The sequence below is a fragment of the Amphritea atlantica genome (genome assembly GCF_024347255.1).
Taxonomy (GTDB): Bacteria; Pseudomonadota; Gammaproteobacteria; order Pseudomonadales; family Balneatricaceae; genus Amphritea; species Amphritea atlantica.
Genome location: NZ_AP025284.1, coordinates 2,188,338 through 2,206,959 on the forward strand (window position 1 = coordinate 2,188,338; position 18,622 = coordinate 2,206,959).

Below are 18,622 nucleotides of genomic sequence, written 5' to 3' on the forward strand. Positions count from 1 at the left end.
CTCGGTGGGTTGTATGGTACATTACCCGACCATAAATCAATATATTGAATTGCCCCCAAGGGCTTAAAGATCTGGAGTGTTAGGTGGTCGATTTTCTGGCAAGTTACGGATTGTTTCTGGCAAAAGCGCTGACAGTGGTCGGTGCTATTATTCTGGTTATTGTTGCCATAGGCGCTGTGGCATCACGGAATAAGCGAGACAGTAAAGAGGGATATCTCAGTATCCACAGCATGAATGAAACGCTGGAGGATATGGAGCACGCACTGAAAGAGGTCGTGCTGGATTCTGAAGTTTATAAGCAGCAACTGAAAGCGGAAGAGAAGCAGGAAAAGCAGGAAGCTAAGGCGCGTAAAAAAGCGCTGAAGAAAACTAAATCCCAGCCTGATGCTGAGCCGGAACGTAAACGGGTTTTCGTACTGGATTTCGATGGTGATATTAAAGCCTCAGAGCTTGAGCCGATGCGTGAAGAGATCACCGCTGTGCTGACCATGGCGACCGAGAAAGATGAAGTGGTTATCCGTCTGGAAAGTCCCGGTGGGATGGTGCACAGCTATGGTCTGGCGTCCTCTCAGCTGGAGCGGATTAAGCAGCGGGGAGTCCCGCTGACAGTGTGTGTCGATAAAGTCGCGGCCAGCGGTGGTTATATGATGGCTTGCCTGGCGGACAAGATTGTAGCAGCGCCGTTCTCGATACTCGGATCGATTGGTGTGGTGGCACAATTGCCCAATTTTCACCGTTTATTAAAAAAGCATGATATTGACTATGAAGTGCTGACGGCGGGTGAGTATAAACGCACCCTGACGGTGATGGGGGAGAATACTGAAAAGGGCCGGCAGAAATTTATTGAAGATCTGGAAGATACCCATAGTCTGTTCAAAGAGTTTGTTGGCGAGTTCCGGCCTCAGGTTGATCTTGAAAAAGTAGCAACCGGTGAAGTTTGGTTTGGACGGCGAGCGCTGGAAGTCAATCTGATTGATGAGATCTCTACCAGCGATGAATATCTGACCCAGGCGTGTGAAGACGCCGATGTCTATACGGTCCGGTATGAGTATAAGAAGACCCTGCAAGATCGTCTCTCTGATATGTCGATTAAAACAACTGACACCCTTTTTACGAAATGGGCAGGACGTATTCTAAACTCCCATTTATTAGCTAAGTAACCAAAATGGTAAGGGAAATGCCAGCATTTATCTGATTGTCGCTTATAATCATATTGTAAAAGTTTCAAACATATGAAGCGGATTTTGTCAGGATGATTCTGATGGGATTCGCGACCCGGCTAAGGGAGCGTTAATGCGACAGTCTGCAACCGCAAGGAAAATATTGTTATCCGCCGAAGCGCTGTTTGCTGAACAGGGGTTTGCTGAAACGACAATGCGGGAGATTACCAGTGCTGCAAAAGTTAATCTGGCAGCGGTAAATTACCATTTCGGTTCTAAAAAAGGTCTGATTACAGCGGTCGCTGAAAAATATCTGACCCCGCTGGTGTCAAATCTTCAGGATTCACTCAGTGAACGTCAGGCGGATATAAAAGGTGGCACCATTACAGCGCAAGAGCTTTTAGAGATACTGATGCGCACACTGCTGCAACTGGGTAAGTCCAGGCAGTTTGCGTTACCGGTCTTTATGCGCCTGCTGGAGCTGATCTATATGAAAAACCAGCAAGAGCTGCGCGATGCTATGCTGGCCCGTCACCGGGATTCCTTTTCAGTTTTTATTGAGTTGTTGCGTAAAGATGCAGCGGTCATGGAGGATGAAGAGTTTTTCTGGCGCTTGCACTTCCTGATGGGGTCGATCATTTTTACTTTGTCTAATTTTCAGACTCTGGTGGCGATAGAGATGCGCGAATTCGAGCGCAGTGCTGAGGTCGAACGTACTCTGCATCGCATGATTCCCGTGCTGGTGGCTGGCCTGCAAGCACGTGCGGAGCATACCCCGTTCACCCGTATCTAGGGATGTAAGCCGGTTTATGTTTATCCGGATTTCAATAATTCATCAGCGTCTGGAAGTGTGGCAGGACGCTGAGTGTGTGGTGGACTATCCGGTCTCAACCGCTCTGAACGGCCCCGGTGAGCAAAAAAACAGTGGCTGCACGCCCCGTGGTAAACACTTGGTACGCGCCAAAATTGGTGCAGGAAAACCACTTAATACTGTTTTTGTCGGTCGTCGTGATACGGGGGAAACTTACTCGGCCGATTTAGCTCGTCGCTATCCCCAGCGGGACTGGATTCTGACCCGCATTCTCTGGTTGTCTGGCTGTGAAATAGGTCGCAATCGGTTGTCCAGCGTTGATACAATGCAGCGCTATATATACATTCACGGTACACCTGACAGTGAACCCATGGGACAGCCTCTGTCTCATGGGTGTATCCGTATGCGTAATAACGATATAGCGGAGCTGTTTGAGCGTGTCAGTGTCGGTACCCTGGTTTTCATAGAGTAGTTCTAACAGAAGAGAAAAAAGCAATGTCTGGAGCATTGATGCTGGACATCGCCGGTCTGAGTCTGACAGAGGATGATAAAAGCCTTTTGAAGAACCCTCAGGTGGGCGGTCTTATCCTGTTTAGCCGGAATTATCACTCCCCGCAGCAATTATCTGATCTGATTCAGGAAGTTCGCCTTTGTGCGCCGCAGCTGCTGATCGCTGTTGATCAGGAAGGGGGACGGGTGCAGCGCTTTCGCGATGGTTTTACCCGGTTGCCGCCAATGTCTGTTCTGGGAACACTATACAGTCAGGACCGGGATAATGCAGTGACAGTGGCGACGGAACTGGGCTGGCTGATGGCTGCCGAGTTGATCAGCTATGGTATCGATATCAGTTTTGCGCCGGTACTGGATCTTGATTTTGGCGTTAGCCAGGTGATTGGAGACCGGGCGTTCTCCGGCAGTCCTGAAACCGTCACGGCGTTAGCAGGAGCCTTCATTGACGGTATGCGCCAGGCAGGCATGGCATCCACAGGTAAACACTTTCCCGGGCATGGCTGGGTGGTTGCGGATTCTCATCTCGACGTTCCCGTTGATGAGCGTAGTCTGGAGGAGATTGAAGCGCAGGATCTGATCCCCTTTACCCGGTTAATACAGCAGGGACTGGATGCAGTGATGCCCGCTCATGTGATCTATCGCCAGGTGGATGATCGGCCGGCGGGTTTTTCATCCTACTGGATTGGTCAGCGGCTGCGCGCCGGGATGCAGTTTGATGGGGTTGTTTTCAGTGATGATCTGACCATGGAAGGTGCCAGTGTTGCCGGCAGTTTTGAGGCTCGTGCAGCGCAGGCGCTGGATGCGGGTTGCGACATGCTGCTGGTATGTAATAATCGTTCTGCTGCGCTGCAGGTGCTGGGCTATCTGGAGCAACTGGAGCATCCGGGGTCAAAGCGTATTAAGCGCATGAAAGCAGTACACAGTTATTGTTTTGATGATATTCGCAGCACTGCGCGCTGGCAGCGCGCCACAGGTTTAGCTAATCAGTTAGTCAATATTCATTAGATCTATTGGAGCGATGTCATGCAGGAGCAGCTTGCGCAAATTTTCACACAGCTGGGATTAACCGGCTATGCTGAGGCCTGGGTTTTGCAGGTGTTTGTCGTGGTTTTCCTCACCATGTTGGCAAATTTCATCTCCAATCGCCTGTTTCGGCGGTTAGAAGCTCAGCTGCAAAAAACCCGTAATATCTGGGATGACATTTTACTCTATGCCGCGCGTCGTCCCATTGCGCTGTTAATCTGGGTGTTGGGCCTGAGCCTGGCATTTGAGCTGGCAGATCCCGGTGCTGATTCCGTATTGGTCGGGCTGGTCGATCCGCTGCGCAGAGTGATGGTGATAGTGATGATCGCCTGGTTCCTGATCCGCTTTATCAGTCAGGCAGAAGGGGTGTTGGTGTCGGATGATAAAGTAAAGAATCCGATGGATGAGACCACCGTGAGCGCGCTGGGTAAACTATTGCGGCTGTCGATTATTATTACTGCGGTTTTAGTGGTGCTACAGAGCTTCGGTTACAGCATTTCTGGTGTATTGGCGTTCGGTGGTATCGGTGGTATTGCGGTGGGTTTTGCTGCCAAGGATCTGCTGGCAAATTTCTTTGGCGGCCTGATGATCTATCTCGACCGGCCCTTCAAAGTGGGTGATTGGGTGCGTTCGCCAGATAAAGAGATCGAAGGTACGGTGGAAGATATCGGCTGGCGGCTGACCTGTATCCGTACCTTTGATAAACGGCCGCTGTATGTGCCTAATGGCACCTTTGCAAGTATCTCGCTGGAGAACCCTTCACGCATGACTAACCGCCGTATCTATGAAAAGATCGGTCTGCGTTATGAGGATTCAGCTCGCATAGAGGGGGTGATTAATGATGTCAGGGAGATGCTGATTAATCATCCGGAGATCGATGATAGTCAGACTCTGATTGTTAATCTCAATAGTTTTGCCCCCTATTCGCTGGAGTTTTTTATCTATACCTTTACCAAAACGACCAATTGGGTGCACTTTCATCAGGTTAAGCAGGATGTGATGGGGCAGATTATTCGCATCGTGCATGAGCACGACGCAGACTTTGCGTTTCCAACACAAACCATTCATCTGGAGAATGAAGAGCCTCAGCCTGATCCGGTTTAATCATTGTGACAGAGGCACCTCTGGTGTCTCTTTTTTTGCCCGGCAGGGTGATGGAGAAAGATAAGTGGCTTTAGAACAGAGTGAGTTAGACCGGGTTGCAGGATTGGATGCGGAGCAGCGCTTCGACTATATGATCCACCGCGTAGTTGAAACCGGAGAGGTCTGGATTCTCACAGACGCCCACGGCAGCGTGATGCTGAATACTGATGATGAGGATTGTGTGCCGGTTTGGCCGGATCTGGAATATGCTGAGCAGTGGGCAACCGGCGAGTGGTCTGATTGTGAGGCGATGCCCATTACCCTTAAGCAGTGGAACCATCGCTGGACACCGGGTCTGGAAGAGGATGGTTTTGCTGTGGTGGTGTTTCCGCTCCCGGGTAGCGGAGGGGAAGAGGACGGTCTGGTGGTCTGGCCTGAAGAGCTTGATATGATGCTGACCCGGGAAGTAAAACGGTCGCGCAAACGATAATCTGATTCAGTCAGCCGGAGTATCGTTTCCGGCTGTTGTGATGTAAAAACGGAGCGAACGCTCCGTTTTTTTATTTAACTGGCGATATCTTCACCAGCATGCCGAACAGGGGGTGGTCAATATAGTGCAGCTCATTGCTGCGCATCCGTCGGGCGCTCTCCATCTCCACCGTGAGAAAGTCTGGGATAGTGGTTTGTGTCAGGTAACGATTGCCATTGGCGCTGGTGCCTTCAGGCTGATCTGTCGGCGTTTCAGTCATAGACGCATCACTCAGCGGTGTCTCATCTGCCGGGGTTGGGCCGGCAGAGGGTTTTAGCAGCATCTGACTTTCTGTTGGGCTGAGTCTGCGGCTATGAAACAGGTCGCTACGAAAATGCAGATAGCGACCTTTATCAATAGAGATATAGCCATCCAGCTCATACAGGCCGTTGTCGAGTATCTCTCCGCCGTTGATTCTGACTACGTGCCGGTTCTTGACTTCGCCGACCGGTTGAATCCAGGCTTCATGGAAGAGCACCCGGTAGAGTGAGCTGCGTCTCAGGCTGGCCTGTTTGCCACTCAGTGACAGTGACGATTTTGGCAGACGGGTGAAATAGCCGATCTTCTGCCCCTGCTGATTGTATTCCAGCGCGCGGCTGCGACGTGGCGGAATGGTGTCGATAAGAGGCCAGATCTCATCACCGAGAGTATCCGAAGACTGATGGCTGAAAATCAGCAGCTCGACCTTATAATCAGAGGTGTCGGCCTGGACTGCGTTGCTGTTAAACAGGATCAGGGTCAGAACCAGTAGGATCCCTGAAGTAAGCTTGGTCATTATGAATTCCCGGTCAATTGCTGGAGTAGCTGTTCTACAGCTTGAAAACGCTGCTCTATTTTATCCATCTTCAGGGTGAACTTCAGCTGACTGGCGCCGCCAAACTGAAATTTTTGTGGTTGTTGTTGCACCAGTTGCACCAGTTTAAAGGGATCAACCACAGTATCGGCGTCAAAATCGATTCGTCCTCCACTTTCGCCGGCATCAATTTTGGTGATGCCGAGCTGTTCACACTGCAGTTTCAGTAGTGTCTGACGGAACAGGTTTTTGGTCTGCTCAGGTAGTATGCCGAAGCGGTCGATCATTTCGATCTGCAGCTCTTTGAGCTCGGTTTCACTTTTGCCATTGGCTATCCGTTTATACATGATCAGACGGTTGTGAACGTCCGGCAGGTATTCATCCGGGATGAGTGCCGGAACACGCAGGTTGATCTCTATGCCCTGTTTCAGAGGTGCATCCAGGTTAGGTGTTTTCCCTTCGCGGATCGCTTCTACCGCCTGCTCCAGCATCTCCAGATAAAGAGAGAAGCCAACGTTCTGAATCTGACCACTCTGGCCTTCACCCAGTAGTTCACCAGTGCCGCGAATCTCCATATCATGAGTCGCGAGGGTGAAGCCTGCGCCAAGTTCATCGGCGCTGGTAATCGCTTCCAGTCGCTTAACGGCATCGCTGGTCATCGCTTTAGGGTGGGGTGTCATCAGGTAGGCGTAGGCCTGATGGTGTGAGCGGCCAACCCGGCCCCGTAGCTGGTGAAGCTGTGCCAGACCAAACTTATCAGCCCGATCAATAATGATGGTGTTGGCGTTGGGTACATCGATGCCGGTTTCGATGATGGTGGTGCAGACCAATACATTAAAGCGTTTGTGATAGAAATCAGACATCACCTGTTCAAGCTCACGTTCGCGCATCTGGCCATGGCCGATGCCCACCCGTGCTTCGGGCACCAGTTCATGTATCTCGGCAGCGGTCTGTTCAATGTCCTTAACTTCATTATGCAGGTAGTACACCTGTCCGCCACGTAGCAGTTCCCGCAGAATAGCTTCTTTTTTCAGCGCTTTATCTGCCTGTCGCACAAATGTTTTCACCGACAGTCGCCGGGCTGGCGGGGTTGCGATAATCGACAGATCGCGGATGCCTGACATTGCCATATTGAGGGTGCGGGGTATCGGCGTTGCTGTCAGGGTGAGAATATCAACCTCCGAGCGGAGGGATTTGAGACGCTCTTTCTGTTGTACCCCAAAGCGATGCTCCTCATCGATAATCAGCAGACCCAGATCGCTGAAGCGGATATCACCCTGGAGCAGTTTATGGGTGCCGATAACGATATCTGTTTTGCCCTCTGTCAGGGATTTGAGTACCGCATTGCTCTCTTTGCCGGAACGAAACCGGGAGATCAGTTCAACATTAACCGGCCAGTCAGCAAAGCGGTCGCGAAAGTTTTCGTAATGCTGCTGTGCCAGCAGGGTGGTTGGTACCAGAATGGCGACCTGCTTATTGCTCTGAACCGCCATAAATGCGGCTCGCATCGCCACTTCGGTTTTGCCGAAACCTACATCACCACACACCAGCCGGTCCATCGGTTGTTCCGATTGCATGTCTTTGATGACTGCCTGGATGGCGTTGGCCTGATCGACGGTCTCTTCGAAGGGAAATGCGGCGCTGAAGCTGGCGTAATGCTCGTCCGGTGAATCAAACTGATGGCCTCGCCGGGCGGCGCGGCGGGCATAAATATCGAGGAGCTCCGCGGCGGTATCACGGACTTTCTCGGCAGCCTTACGGCGCGCTTTGCTCCACTGCTCAGTGCCGAGGCGATGCAGAGGCGCCAGTTCATCGCCCGCCCCGGAATAACGGCTGATCAGGTGTAGCGAGGTGACCGGGACGTAAAGGTTAGCCTCGTTGGCGTATTCAAGTTTGAGGAACTCTGAGGTTTGTGAGTCCAGTTCCAGGGTTACCAGGCCGCGATACCGGCCGACGCCGTGATCGATATGCACCACCGGTGCGCCGATATTCAGTTCGGTCAGATTTTTAATGATCTGATCAGACTGCTCCTGTTCCCGGGAGCGACGCCGACGCTGAAAAACCTGATGACCAAACAACTGGGTTTCGGTGATCAGATGAAAGCGGTCCGGCGCACTGAGTCCCTGCTCCAAAGGGAAGATGCAGATGTTGACCGGGTAGCCATCGTCTAGAAACTGTTGCAGGTTATCTACCGGGTGAGGTTTGATCCTGATACGCCCGAGCAGCTCTATCAGCGCCTCGCGGCGGCCTGCGGATTCGGCACAAAACAGTACCCGGTCGCGGGTCTCTGAGAGAAAGCTCTCAACGGCAGCTAACGGGCGGGCTGACTGCGCATTGATGGTCAGTTCAGGTGGCTCCGTCAGGGGCAGATTGTAGCGGCCAGACTCTGGCCGGGCCTGGGTCTTACCCTGTTGCAGCTGAATGCGCTGCATCTTTTTCAGTGTACCAAACAGCTCGTTGGCCGGAATAAACAGTCTGTCCGGTGGCAGAATAGGGCGTTCGATATCATAGCGGCGCTCTTCATAGCGCTCCTGGACTTCCTGCCAGAACTGGTTGCAGTGATCTTCCAGGTCGGTTTCGGTGACAATCAGTACGTTATCGGGTAGATAGTCGAACAGGGTCGCGCTGGTATCAAAGAATAGCGGCTGATAGTACTCAATTCCGGGAGGACTGATGCCATCATTAACATCCTGATAAACGGAGCAGCGCTTATAATCGACATCGAAGGTTTCCCGCCAGCGCTGTTTGAAGTTGCGGATCGAGAGTTCGTCGAAAGGGAACTCTTTAGCAGGCAATACACGGATCTTATCGACCTTGTCGATTGAGCGCTGACTTTCAGGGTCGAAGCTGCGCAGGGTATCCACTTCATCATCAAATAGCTCGATGCGATAGGGGGTATTGCTGCCCATTGGAAAGATGTCGATGATGGCGCCGCGAATGGCAAATTCACCGTGTTCATAAACGGTTTCAGTGAGGTGGTATCCCGCATCTGAGAGTTTGCGACGCATCTCATCCAGATTGAGGGACTGACCCTGATCAAGAATAAGCGAATTACCATCCAGAAAACGTTGTGGTGCGACTCTCTGCATCAGCGTGCTGGCCGGGATAATCAGTACGCCGCGCTGCATCTGTGGCAGTCGGTAGAGGGTATTCAGACGCTCTGAGATGATATCCTGATGCGGAGAAAAATTATCGTAAGGCAGGGTTTCCCAGTCGGAAAACAGCATGCATTCGATTCTGTTGTTGCCATAAAAGCCGATTTCAGACTGAAGCCGGGAGGCGCCGTCACTGTCGTTGGTAATACAGAGAATCAGCCCGGGATGCTGCTCGGCAATCTCGGTAGCCAGCATGCCACGGCTGCTGCCGGAGAGATTGCCGATCCGCCGGATATCACCGGCTGTTCGGGGTAACTGATATTCTTGTTTAAACACTGACAACAAACTCCATGAGCTGATACGGGCCTCTGTTCAACGCGCGACAGGGGATATGGGCGCTTATCTTACGGAGCGTGAGACAAAAGTACAGTCTCTGATGCGACTGTCCTAAGGTGTGGCATTTCTGTCTTATTCTGTCATCAGGGTTACATTAATCTGAAATATAGCCCTAAAGTGTAGTGTTTCAGATTTGCTCACAGGGAGGGAAAAGGTGATAATGCGCCCAGCAAAAATTGACTGCTATATTGACTACTACCTTTTTGGAGTGAGCCGTGAGCCAAGATAAAGTGTTAGCTGACTGGAAAGGTCGCGAAGCATTAGCTGAAGAGATGATCCCTTTAGTTGGTCGTCTGTACCGTGACAAGAACGTTGAGACCTCTGTGTATGGTCGTCTTATCATCAAGCGTTCAGTTGTTGATGTGATAAAAGCACACCGCTATGTGCGTCAGGTTGAGGATAAGGAGTTGTCTGTTTGTGACACCCATCCTGTTCTGACTGCTCTGGATAAGATTGATGTTAAGAGTGCGCATGTTGATGTGGGCAAACTGGCAGTCAAATTCCAGCAGGAAGGCAATGGCGCATCGATGGAAGAGTTTCTGGCGGCTGAGCTGGCACCTGCTATTGGTGGTGCAGCCTCAGAGCCAACCGATGTTGTGTTGTATGGTTTTGGCCGTATTGGTCGTTTGTTGGCGCGTCTGCTGATTGAACGTACTGGTGGTGGGCAATCTCTGCGTCTGCGGGCGATTGTTGTGCGCAAAGGCAAAGCATCTAATGATCTTGAAAAGCGTGCCAGCCTGCTGCGTCGCGATTCTGTTCATGGTTCATTCCGCGGCACTATCCAGGTGGATGAGGAAAATCAGGCGATTATCGCAAACGGTAACCTGATCAAAGTGATCTACTCTGATGGTCCTGATCAGGTTGACTACACCCAATACGGTATCAACAATGCACTGGTGCTGGATAATACCGGTATCTGGCGTGATGAAGCAGGTCTCTCACTGCATCTTAAATCTAAAGGTGTTGCCAAGGTTGCACTGACTGCACCGGGTAAAGGGATTAAAAATATCGTTATGGGTGTAAACCACGGCGATATCGACGATAGCGATACTATCCTGTCGGCCGCATCCTGCACCACAAACGCTATCTCCCCTGTGCTGAAAGCGATCGATGCAAAGTTTGGCGTTACCAATGGTCACGTAGAGACCGTTCACGCGTACACCAACGATCAGAACCTGATTGATAACTATCATAAGGGTGATCGTCGTGGTCGTGCTGCGGGTCTGAACATGGTTATCACTGAGACGGGTGCCGCCAAAGCGGTTTCCAAAGCGCTGCCTCAGCTGGAAGGTAAGCTGACCGGTAATGCGATCCGTGTGCCTACGCCTAACGTATCGATGGCGATTCTGAATCTGAACCTTGATAAAGGCACTACCAAGGAAGAGCTGAACAGCTATCTGCGTGATATGGCGCTGCACTCTCCGTTACAGAAGCAGATCGACTACAGCAACTCTCCAGAAGCGGTTTCTTCCGATTTTGTTGGTTCGCGTGCAGCCGGTGTGGTTGATGCGCTGGCTACGATTGCAGAAGGCAATCGCTGTGTCCTGTACGTGTGGTATGACAATGAGTTTGGTTACAGTTGTCAGGTGATTCGTATGGCTCAGCGTATGGCTAAATGTACCCTGCCTGCATTCCCTAAAGCTAAGGTCTGATAAGACTTTAGACTAACTAAAAGCCGCCCTAACAGGCGGTTTTTTATTGGGTTTTTCTTTATATTCATTAAAAGTATATTCTTATACCTTAAAGTTCTATCAATGCTTTGCGATTAATGACCTAAAAGTCACCTTTAGTGGTCGCTCTTGTAGAAAAATTACCTCCCGATCTTTATACTTAACCGGTTTTTGGGTTGGGGTTATCCCATCCTTTGTAGGGTTTTTGCTTTGGTTTGTAACATCCGGGGACAATGTTGCAGAGTCGGAGGCATTGCGCTCTGCGGGAGGGGATCCTGAAAAAATTATAATAGAGATTGGGTGAGGCGGATGATCAAGATCAAACAGGGTCTGGATCTACCTATAACAGGCGCACCTGAACAGACTGTTTCGGCAGCTGTTGAGGTTAAGTCTGTCGCCGTGATCGGCTTCGATTATCCAGGCATGAAGCCTACGATGCGGGTCAAGGTGGGAGATCGGGTAAAACTCGGTCAAGTGATCTTTTCCGATAAGAAAACGGAAGGTGTTGATTTTACAGCACCAGCTGCGGGTGTGATCAAAGAGATCAACCGTGGTGATAGACGGGTTCTGCAATCGGTTGTTGTTGAAGTAGATGGCAACGAAGCGGAACAATTTTCGAAATATGAAGTATCTCAGTTGTCTTCACTGACTGCTGAGCAGGTTCAGGATAATCTGGTTAAGTCCGGTGCCTGGACTGCACTACGTACACGTCCATTTAGCAAGGTTCCGCAGCCGGGCACACAGCCTGCGTCGATCTTTGTTACTGCGATTGATACAAATCCTCTGGCTGCAAATCCGGAAGTGGTTATCGCTGAGCAGGCGGAAGCTTTTGCTAATGGTCTGACAGTGTTAACTCGTCTGACCGAAGGTAAAGTGTTTCTCTGTAAAGCTGAGGGAGCAAATATTCCTGCCGCTGAAGGTGTTACGGTCGAAGAGTTTGCCGGTAAACACCCAGCGGGTAATGCGGGTACGCATATTCACTTCCTTGATCCGGTGTCTGCGACAAAAACTGTCTGGACCATCGGCTATCAGGATGTTATTGCATTCGGTAAATTATTCACGACCGGTGAACTGTTTACTGATCGGGTAGTCGCTGTAGCGGGTCCTCAGGTGAAGCAGCCAGCACTGCTGCGCACCCGTTTGGGGGCGAATCTGGATGAGCTGCTGGCGGGCCGTACTGAAGGTGAAAATAACCGGGTGATCAGCGGCTCTGTATGGAATGGTCGTAAGGCTGCAGGTCCTATGGGCTACCTTGGCCGATACGCTTCCCAGGTGACTGTTCTGGAAGAGGGTGATCAGCGTGAATTGCTGGGCTGGATCGTACCGGGTGCGAACAAATTCTCTGTACTGAATATGTTCCTGTCCAAACTGAGCCCGTCTAAGAAGTTTGACTTCACTACGACCACCAACGGTTCAGAACGGGCCATGGTGCCGGTGGGGCAGTTCGAAGAGCTGATGCCGCTGGATATTCTTCCGACGCAGCTGTTGCGTGCCCTGGTCACCGGGGATGTCGTTCATGCGATGGCACTTGGGTGTCTCGAGCTTGACGAAGAAGACCTCGCGCTGTGCACATTTGCCTGTCCGGGCAAGTATGAGTATGGCCAAATTCTTCGCGACAATCTGACGCGTATAGAGAAAGAGGCCTGATCATGAGCTTAAGAAATATTCTTGATAAGATGGAGCCGCATTTCCATAAAGGCGGCAAGTATGAAAACTGGTATGCGCTTTATGAAGCTGCGGATACTATTTTCTACACTCCGGGTCATGTGACTAAGACTGCAGCTCATGTACGTGACGCTGTCGATCTGAAGCGGATTATGATTCTGGTTTGGATGTGTACTTTTCCGGCGGTTTTCTTCGGTATGTACAACGTTGGCCATCAGGCAAATACTGCGATGGCGGCACTGGGTATTACTGATCCGACTACCTGGCAGGGGGCTATTGCAGGTGCCCTGACCAGCTTCAACCCTGATAGTCTGTGGGATAATATCATCCACGGTGCAGCCTACTGGTTGCCTATCTACATGGTTACCTTTGTCGTGGGTGGCTTCTGGGAAGTGTTGTTCGCAATGAAGCGTGGACATGAAGTCAACGAAGGTTTCTTCGTGACCTCTATTCTGTTCTCGCTGATTCTGCCGCCAACGATTCCGTTATGGCAGGTTGCTCTGGGCATCAGCTTTGGTGTTGTGATTGGTAAAGAGGTTTTCGGTGGTACCGGTAAAAACTTCCTTAACCCTGCACTCACCGCCCGTGCGTTCCTGTTCTTTGCCTATCCTGCGCAGATGACAGGTGATGCGATCTGGACCGCTGTCGATGGTTTCTCCGGTGCGACCCCTCTGGGTCTGGCTGCTGCGGGTGGTGTTGACGCGATCCTGGCGCAGAATATCACCTGGTTCGATGCCTTTATCGGTAATATCCAGGGTTCTGTGGGTGAGGTTTCAACCTTTGCTATTGCGCTGGGCGGCCTGGTGATGCTGATTGCCAAAGTTGCTGCATGGCGGATTGTCGCTGGTGTTTTTCTGGGTATGACCGCGATGGCAACTCTGCTGAATCTCATCGGTTCTGACACCAATCCTATGTTTGCACTGCCGTTCTACTGGCATATGGTGCTGGGTGGTTTCGCATTTGGTATGTTCTTTATGGCAACCGATCCGATCTCTGCATCTATGACCAATAAAGGTAAGTGGTACTTCGGAGCACTGATCGGGGTGATGGTTATACTTATCCGTGTGGTTAACCCAGCATTCCCTGAGGGTATGATGCTGGCGATCCTGTTCGGTAACCTGTTTGCACCACTGATCGATAACTTTGTCGTGCAGGCAAACATCAAGCGGAGGGCGATGCGCAATGTCAGCGAGTAAAGATTCTATCGGTAGAACAATTACCGTAGCTGTTTTGCTGTGTGTGGTCTGCTCTGTGGTTGTATCTGCAGCAGCGGTGTTACTCAAGCCGAAACAGATTGCCAATAAAAACCTTGACCGTCAGACCAACATCCTGGCTGCGGCGGGTATTCCTACTGCCGGCAAGGATGTTCAGGCGGTTTTTGATCAGTTGATCGAAAAGCGCTTTGTAGATCTGAGCAGCGGTAAGTTTACTGAGGTCAGTGATCCGGCCCGTTATGATGCCCGTAAGGCGGCAAAAGAAGCGGATACCGGTGTTAAGCTGAGTCGTCAGGAAGATATCGCCTCTATCAAATATCAGGCAAAAGTGATGCCTGTTTATCTGGTGAAAAGTGATTCACCAAAAGGGTTTGATAAAGTGATCCTGCCGGTACACGGGTATGGTCTCTGGTCAACGCTGTATGGATTTCTGGCACTTGAGTCAGATCTGAATACCGTGGTGGGTCTGGGCTTCTATTCTCACGCTGAAACACCAGGCCTGGGTGGCGAAGTTGATAACCCTAACTGGAAAGCGCTGTGGCCTGGTAAACAGGTTTATCCAGAGGGTTCCATGAAGCCTGAGCTGGGGCTGATTAAAGGTAGTGTTGATCCGGCTTCGCCTAAAGCGAAATTCCAGGTTGATGGTTTATCAGGTGCTACACTGACCAGCCGTGGTGTCACAAATCTGGTTCACTTCTGGATGGGTGAAAATGGTTATGCACCATTCTTGTCTAATCTGAAAGCAGGGGGGGCGTAAATTATGTCTCAAGTTAAAGATGTCCTGTTAGGACCGATTTTTAACAATAACCCGATTGGTCTGCAGATTCTGGGTATCTGTTCCGCGCTGGCGGTAACATCAAACCTGGGGACTGCATTTGTAATGGCCTTGGCGGTAACCGTTGTTACTGCATTTTCCAACCTGTTTATCTCGATTATCCGTAATCAGATGCCGAGTAGTATCCGGATCATCTGTCAGATGGCGATTATCGCCTCGCTGGTAATCGTGGTAGATCAGATTCTGAAAGCGTACGCGTATGAAATATCGAAGCAGCTGTCAGTATTTGTTGGTCTGATCATTACTAACTGTATCGTTATGGGACGTGCTGAAGCGTTCGCAATGAAGAACCCTCCGATGATCTCCTTCCTGGATGGTATCGGTAACGGTCTGGGTTACGGTGTGGTACTGCTGTTTGTCGGTACTATCCGTGAGCTGTTTGGTGCCGGTAAGCTGTTTGGTATCGAAATCCTGCCACTGGTCACCGATGGCGGCTGGTATCAGGCTAACGGTCTGCTGCTGCTTCCACCGAGCGCGTTCTTTATCATTGGCATGTTTATCTGGCTGATTCGTACCTTTAAGAAAGATCAGGTCGAAGCACCGGAGTTTGAGCTGGCCAAGAACTCTCAGAAGGAGGCTGTGTAATGGAACAGTATATCAGCCTAGCCGTTAAGGCGGTCTTTGTTGAAAATATGGCGCTGGCCTTCTTCCTCGGGATGTGTACATTCCTGGCGATCTCTAAGAAGGTGCAGACGGCTATCGGTCTGGGTATTGCGGTTATCGTGGTTCTGGCGATCACCACCCCGATCAACAACCTGATCTTCAATCTGTTGCTGCGTGAAGGAGCACTGGCCTGGGCCGGTTATCCTGATGTTGATCTCAGCTTCCTGGGGTATATCTCCTATATCGGTGTAATCGCTGCGATTGTACAGATTCTGGAGATGTTCCTGGATAAGTATGTACCGGCACTGTACAACGCGTTGGGTGTATTCCTGCCGCTGATTACCGTGAACTGTGCCATCATGGGTGCTGCTCTGTTCATGGTTGAGCGTGACTACACCTTTGGTGAGTCCGTTGTTTATGGTACCGGTGCGGGTGTTGGCTGGGCGCTGGCGATTGCCACCCTGGCAGGTATCCGTGAAAAACTTAAATACAGCGACGTACCGGAAGGTTTGCGTGGCCTGGGCATCACCTTCATCACTGTGGGTCTGATGTCTCTGGGTTTCATGTCTTTCTCCGGCGTGCAGCTGTAATTGCTGTCGCATGATCAACTAAAGAAGGATTAAGCTAATGAATGCAGAAATCGTTCTCGGCGTTGTCATGTTTACCGCGGTGGTGCTTGCACTGGTCGCGGTAATTCTGGCAGCCCGTTCAAAACTGGTTAGCAGTGGTGATGTCACCATCACCATTAATGATGATCCGGACAAGAGCGTTACTGTTCCTGCCGGTGATAAGCTGCTTCAAACTCTGTCTAACGCCGGTATCTTTGTGCCTTCCGCCTGTGGCGGCGGTGGTACCTGTGCGCAGTGTAAGTGTCAGGTGCTTGATGGAGGCGGTTCTATGCTGCCGACTGAGGAGTCTCACTTTACCATGCGTGAAGCGAAAGAGGGCTGGCGCCTGTCCTGTCAGGTGGCTGTGAAGCAGGATATGAATATCGAGCTCGAAGAGGAGATCTTTGGTGTTAAGAAGTGGGAGTGTACGGTTGAATCTAACCCTAACGTTGCCACTTTCATCAAAGAGCTGACCCTGCGTCTGCCGGGAGGTGAGAACGTGGACTTCCGGGCCGGTGGTTATGTTCAGCTGGAGTGTCCTCCTCACGAAGTGCACTACAAAGACTTCGATATCGAAGAGGAATATCGTGGGGACTGGGATAAGTTTGATCAATGGCGTTATGTATCGAAAGTGGATGAAACCACGATCCGTGCATACTCCATGGCAAACTATCCGGAAGAGCGCGGTGTTGTTAAATTCAATATCCGTATCGCGTCTCCACCTCCGGGTACCGATGTGCCTCCGGGTAAGATGTCTTCCTACGTATTCAGCCTCAAACCGGGCGATAAGATTACCGTGTACGGACCGTTTGGTGAGTTTTTTGCCAAGGATACCGATAACGAGATGGTCTTTATCGGCGGTGGCGCGGGTATGGCACCCATGCGGTCTCATATCTTCGATCAGCTGAAGCGTCTGAACTCTAAGCGTAAGATCTCCTTCTGGTATGGTGCCCGCTCACTGCGTGAGTGCTTCTACAATGAGGAGTACGATAAGCTTCAGGAGGAAAATGACAACTTCAAGTGGCATCTGGCCCTGTCAGATCCTCAGCCTGAAGATAACTGGGATGGTATGACTGGTTTCATCCATAATGTGTTGTACGAAAACTATCTGAAGGACCATGAGGCTCCGGAAGATTGCGAGTACTACATGTGTGGACCTCCCATGATGAATGCTGCAGTTATTCAGATGCTGGTTGATCTGGGTGTTGAGCGTGAAAATATCTTCCTCGACGACTTTGGTGGCTGATCATTGATGTCTGAAATAACCAGACAAGTCATTAAACGGCCGGCAGCTCTGCTGCTGGCCGCTTTGTTTTTCATGTTTGCACTCCTTAGTGGGTGTAGCAAACAACCTCAGATTGTCAGCCATCAGGGGCCGACAATGGGTACCAGCTTCACTGTGAAGTGGGTATCGTCCGATGCTGATATTGATGCAAAACTGCCGGCACAGATTGATCAGTTGCTGGTGCAGGTCAATAACAGTATGTCTACCTATCAGAAGGACTCAGAGCTGAGTCGCATCAACCGGATGCCGGCAGGTGAGGTTGCGACACTATCTGAAGGTCTGACTCAGGTATTAAAAAAAGCTTTAGAGATTAGCGATTCTTCTGGCGGTGCATTTGATGTTACGGTCGGTCCACTTGTTAATCTGTGGGGCTTTGGCCCGGATGGCCGGGTTATCCACGCGCCGGAGGAACAGGAGATTGCTCAGCTGCGTCAGCGGGTAGGCTATCACTATCTCAGGCTTACCGGGAATCAGTTAAATCGTGAGCGTAAAGTCTATATCGATCTTTCAGCAATCGCTAAGGGGTACGGTGTGGATAAAGTAGCCGAACTGCTGGAAAGTAATGGTATTACCGCGTATCTGGTTGAGATCGGTGGTGAACTCAGAGCCAGGGGACTAAAGCCGGACAACAGCCACTGGAAGATCGCCATTGAAGCGCCGGTTTCCGGTGAGCGTAAGGTTCAGCGTATAATTGAAGTGAAAGATGTGGGGATCGCCACATCAGGCGATTACCGTAATTATTTTGAGGAAAACGGTATCCGTTTTTCCCATACAATAGATCCATCTACTGGCAAGCCGATCAGTCATAAGCTGGCGTCCGTTACTGTACTGGCCAGTGACTGTGCGACAGCAGATGCGTTGGCGACGGCGATGATGGTGCTTGGGCCCGAGCGGGCTGAAACCTATGCTGAGCAGCAGGGGGTTGAAGCGCTATTGATTATAAAGTCCGCTGACGGCTTTATTGAAAAGATGACACCGGGATTTAAACACTATCTGGTGGAGTGAGGAAAGTTCTATGAGTACTATGATTTTGTCATTTATCGTTCTGGGTCTGGTGATAGCAGGTATGTCCATCGGCGTTATCATGGGACGTAAACCGATTGCAGGCTCCTGTGGTGGTCTGGCCGCTGTGGGTATCGACGAAGAGTGCCCCATCTGTGGTGGTGATCAGAACAAGTGTGAAGATGAGCAGGACAAGCAGAGTCGTAAAGAGGCTGTTGCCGAACTGGCCTATGAGGCGAAGTCTGGCCACTGAGTAGAATTGAATCTGCTGACTGAATTTTCCAGGCACAGTAAGTTGTCTGTGCCTGCATGTACGGGGTTTGGTTGTCTCGACAAATAA

17 protein-coding genes are annotated in these 18,622 nt (G+C 50.8%); 15 read left to right on the top strand and 2 right to left on the bottom strand.

From position 1 onward, the window contains the following. Nucleotides 1–83 precede the first annotated feature (83 nt). The 6 genes from sohB (at nt 84) to OCU43_RS10060 (ending at nt 5,077) form a co-directional block, all read left to right on the top strand. On the top strand, nt 84–1,160 hold the full coding sequence (gene sohB, locus OCU43_RS10035; RefSeq protein WP_091358294.1) for a protease SohB: 1,077 nt from the start codon (nt 84–86) through the stop codon (nt 1,158–1,160). Between the two features lie 133 nt (nt 1,161–1,293). Next, nucleotides 1,294–1,953, top strand: a complete 660-nt coding sequence (locus tag OCU43_RS10040; RefSeq protein WP_091358296.1) for a TetR/AcrR family transcriptional regulator — start codon at nt 1,294–1,296, stop codon at nt 1,951–1,953. 16 nt (nt 1,954–1,969) lie between these two features. Beyond that, the gene (locus tag OCU43_RS10045) at nt 1,970–2,443 is read left to right on the top strand and encodes a L,D-transpeptidase (protein ID WP_091358298.1); all 474 of its coding nucleotides are present in this window, start codon (nt 1,970–1,972) and stop codon (nt 2,441–2,443) included. A 23-nt stretch (nt 2,444–2,466) separates the two neighbouring features. Then, entirely contained in the window at nt 2,467–3,486 is a 1,020-nt protein-coding gene (gene nagZ, locus OCU43_RS10050; protein ID WP_245756568.1) for a beta-N-acetylhexosaminidase, read from the top strand. An 18-nt stretch (nt 3,487–3,504) separates the two neighbouring features. Continuing rightward, the gene (locus OCU43_RS10055; RefSeq protein ID WP_091358302.1) at nt 3,505–4,608 is read left to right on the top strand and encodes a mechanosensitive ion channel family protein; all 1,104 of its coding nucleotides are present in this window, start codon (nt 3,505–3,507) and stop codon (nt 4,606–4,608) included. A 64-nt stretch (nt 4,609–4,672) separates the two neighbouring features. Then, a complete protein-coding gene (locus OCU43_RS10060; protein WP_091358305.1) occupies nt 4,673–5,077 on the top strand; it encodes a DUF2750 domain-containing protein in 405 nt (134 codons plus the stop codon). 70 nt (nt 5,078–5,147) lie between these two features. On the opposite strand, the gene OCU43_RS10065 is transcribed toward OCU43_RS10060, so the two are convergent. Continuing rightward, entirely contained in the window at nt 5,148–5,891 is a 744-nt protein-coding gene (locus OCU43_RS10065; RefSeq protein ID WP_091358308.1) for a CsiV family protein, read from the bottom strand. Further along, nucleotides 5,891–9,340, bottom strand: coding sequence for a transcription-repair coupling factor (gene mfd, locus OCU43_RS10070; protein ID WP_091358310.1), 3,450 nt, complete (start codon nt 9,338–9,340; stop codon nt 5,891–5,893). The genes OCU43_RS10065 and mfd overlap by 1 nt, the downstream gene beginning before the upstream one ends. 275 nt (nt 9,341–9,615) lie before the next feature. On the opposite strand from mfd, the gene OCU43_RS10075 reads away from it, so the two are divergent. The 9 genes from OCU43_RS10075 to nqrM all read left to right on the top strand — a co-directional run bounded on the left by OCU43_RS10075 (nt 9,616) and on the right by nqrM (nt 18,535). Further along, nucleotides 9,616–11,052 carry a glyceraldehyde-3-phosphate dehydrogenase gene (locus OCU43_RS10075; RefSeq protein WP_091358313.1) on the top strand — a complete coding sequence of 479 codons (1,437 nt, stop codon included), beginning with the start codon at nt 9,616–9,618 and terminating at the stop codon, nt 11,050–11,052. A gap of 327 nt (nt 11,053–11,379) precedes the next feature. Further along, nucleotides 11,380–12,717, top strand: a complete 1,338-nt coding sequence (locus OCU43_RS10080; RefSeq protein ID WP_091358315.1) for a Na(+)-translocating NADH-quinone reductase subunit A — start codon at nt 11,380–11,382, stop codon at nt 12,715–12,717. Between the two features lie 2 nt (nt 12,718–12,719). Next, a complete protein-coding gene (locus OCU43_RS10085; protein ID WP_091358317.1) occupies nt 12,720–13,931 on the top strand; it encodes an NADH:ubiquinone reductase (Na(+)-transporting) subunit B in 1,212 nt (403 codons plus the stop codon). Next, on the top strand, nt 13,918–14,706 hold the full coding sequence (locus tag OCU43_RS10090) for a Na(+)-translocating NADH-quinone reductase subunit C (protein ID WP_091358320.1): 789 nt from the start codon (nt 13,918–13,920) through the stop codon (nt 14,704–14,706). Before OCU43_RS10085 ends, OCU43_RS10090 begins: the two co-directional genes overlap by 14 nt. Before the next feature lie 3 nt (nt 14,707–14,709). Continuing rightward, entirely contained in the window at nt 14,710–15,369 is a 660-nt protein-coding gene (locus OCU43_RS10095; RefSeq protein ID WP_091358323.1) for an NADH:ubiquinone reductase (Na(+)-transporting) subunit D, read from the top strand. Beyond that, nucleotides 15,369–15,977 (top strand): NADH:ubiquinone reductase (Na(+)-transporting) subunit E, encoded by a 609-nt coding sequence (nqrE, locus tag OCU43_RS10100; protein WP_091358326.1) that lies wholly within the window; start codon nt 15,369–15,371, stop codon nt 15,975–15,977. Before OCU43_RS10095 ends, nqrE begins: the two co-directional genes overlap by 1 nt. A gap of 37 nt (nt 15,978–16,014) precedes the next feature. After that, nucleotides 16,015–17,241, top strand: a complete 1,227-nt coding sequence (gene nqrF / locus OCU43_RS10105; RefSeq protein ID WP_091358328.1) for an NADH:ubiquinone reductase (Na(+)-transporting) subunit F — start codon at nt 16,015–16,017, stop codon at nt 17,239–17,241. Nucleotides 17,242–17,376: 135 nt separating this feature from the next. Then, nucleotides 17,377–18,285 carry an FAD:protein FMN transferase gene (locus OCU43_RS10110; protein ID WP_245756569.1) on the top strand — a complete coding sequence of 303 codons (909 nt, stop codon included), beginning with the start codon at nt 17,377–17,379 and terminating at the stop codon, nt 18,283–18,285. 10 nt (nt 18,286–18,295) lie between these two features. Continuing rightward, complete coding sequence (nqrM, locus tag OCU43_RS10115) at nt 18,296–18,535, top strand: (Na+)-NQR maturation NqrM (RefSeq protein WP_091358333.1); 240 nt, start codon at nt 18,296–18,298, stop codon at nt 18,533–18,535. Nucleotides 18,536–18,622 lie beyond the last annotated feature (87 nt).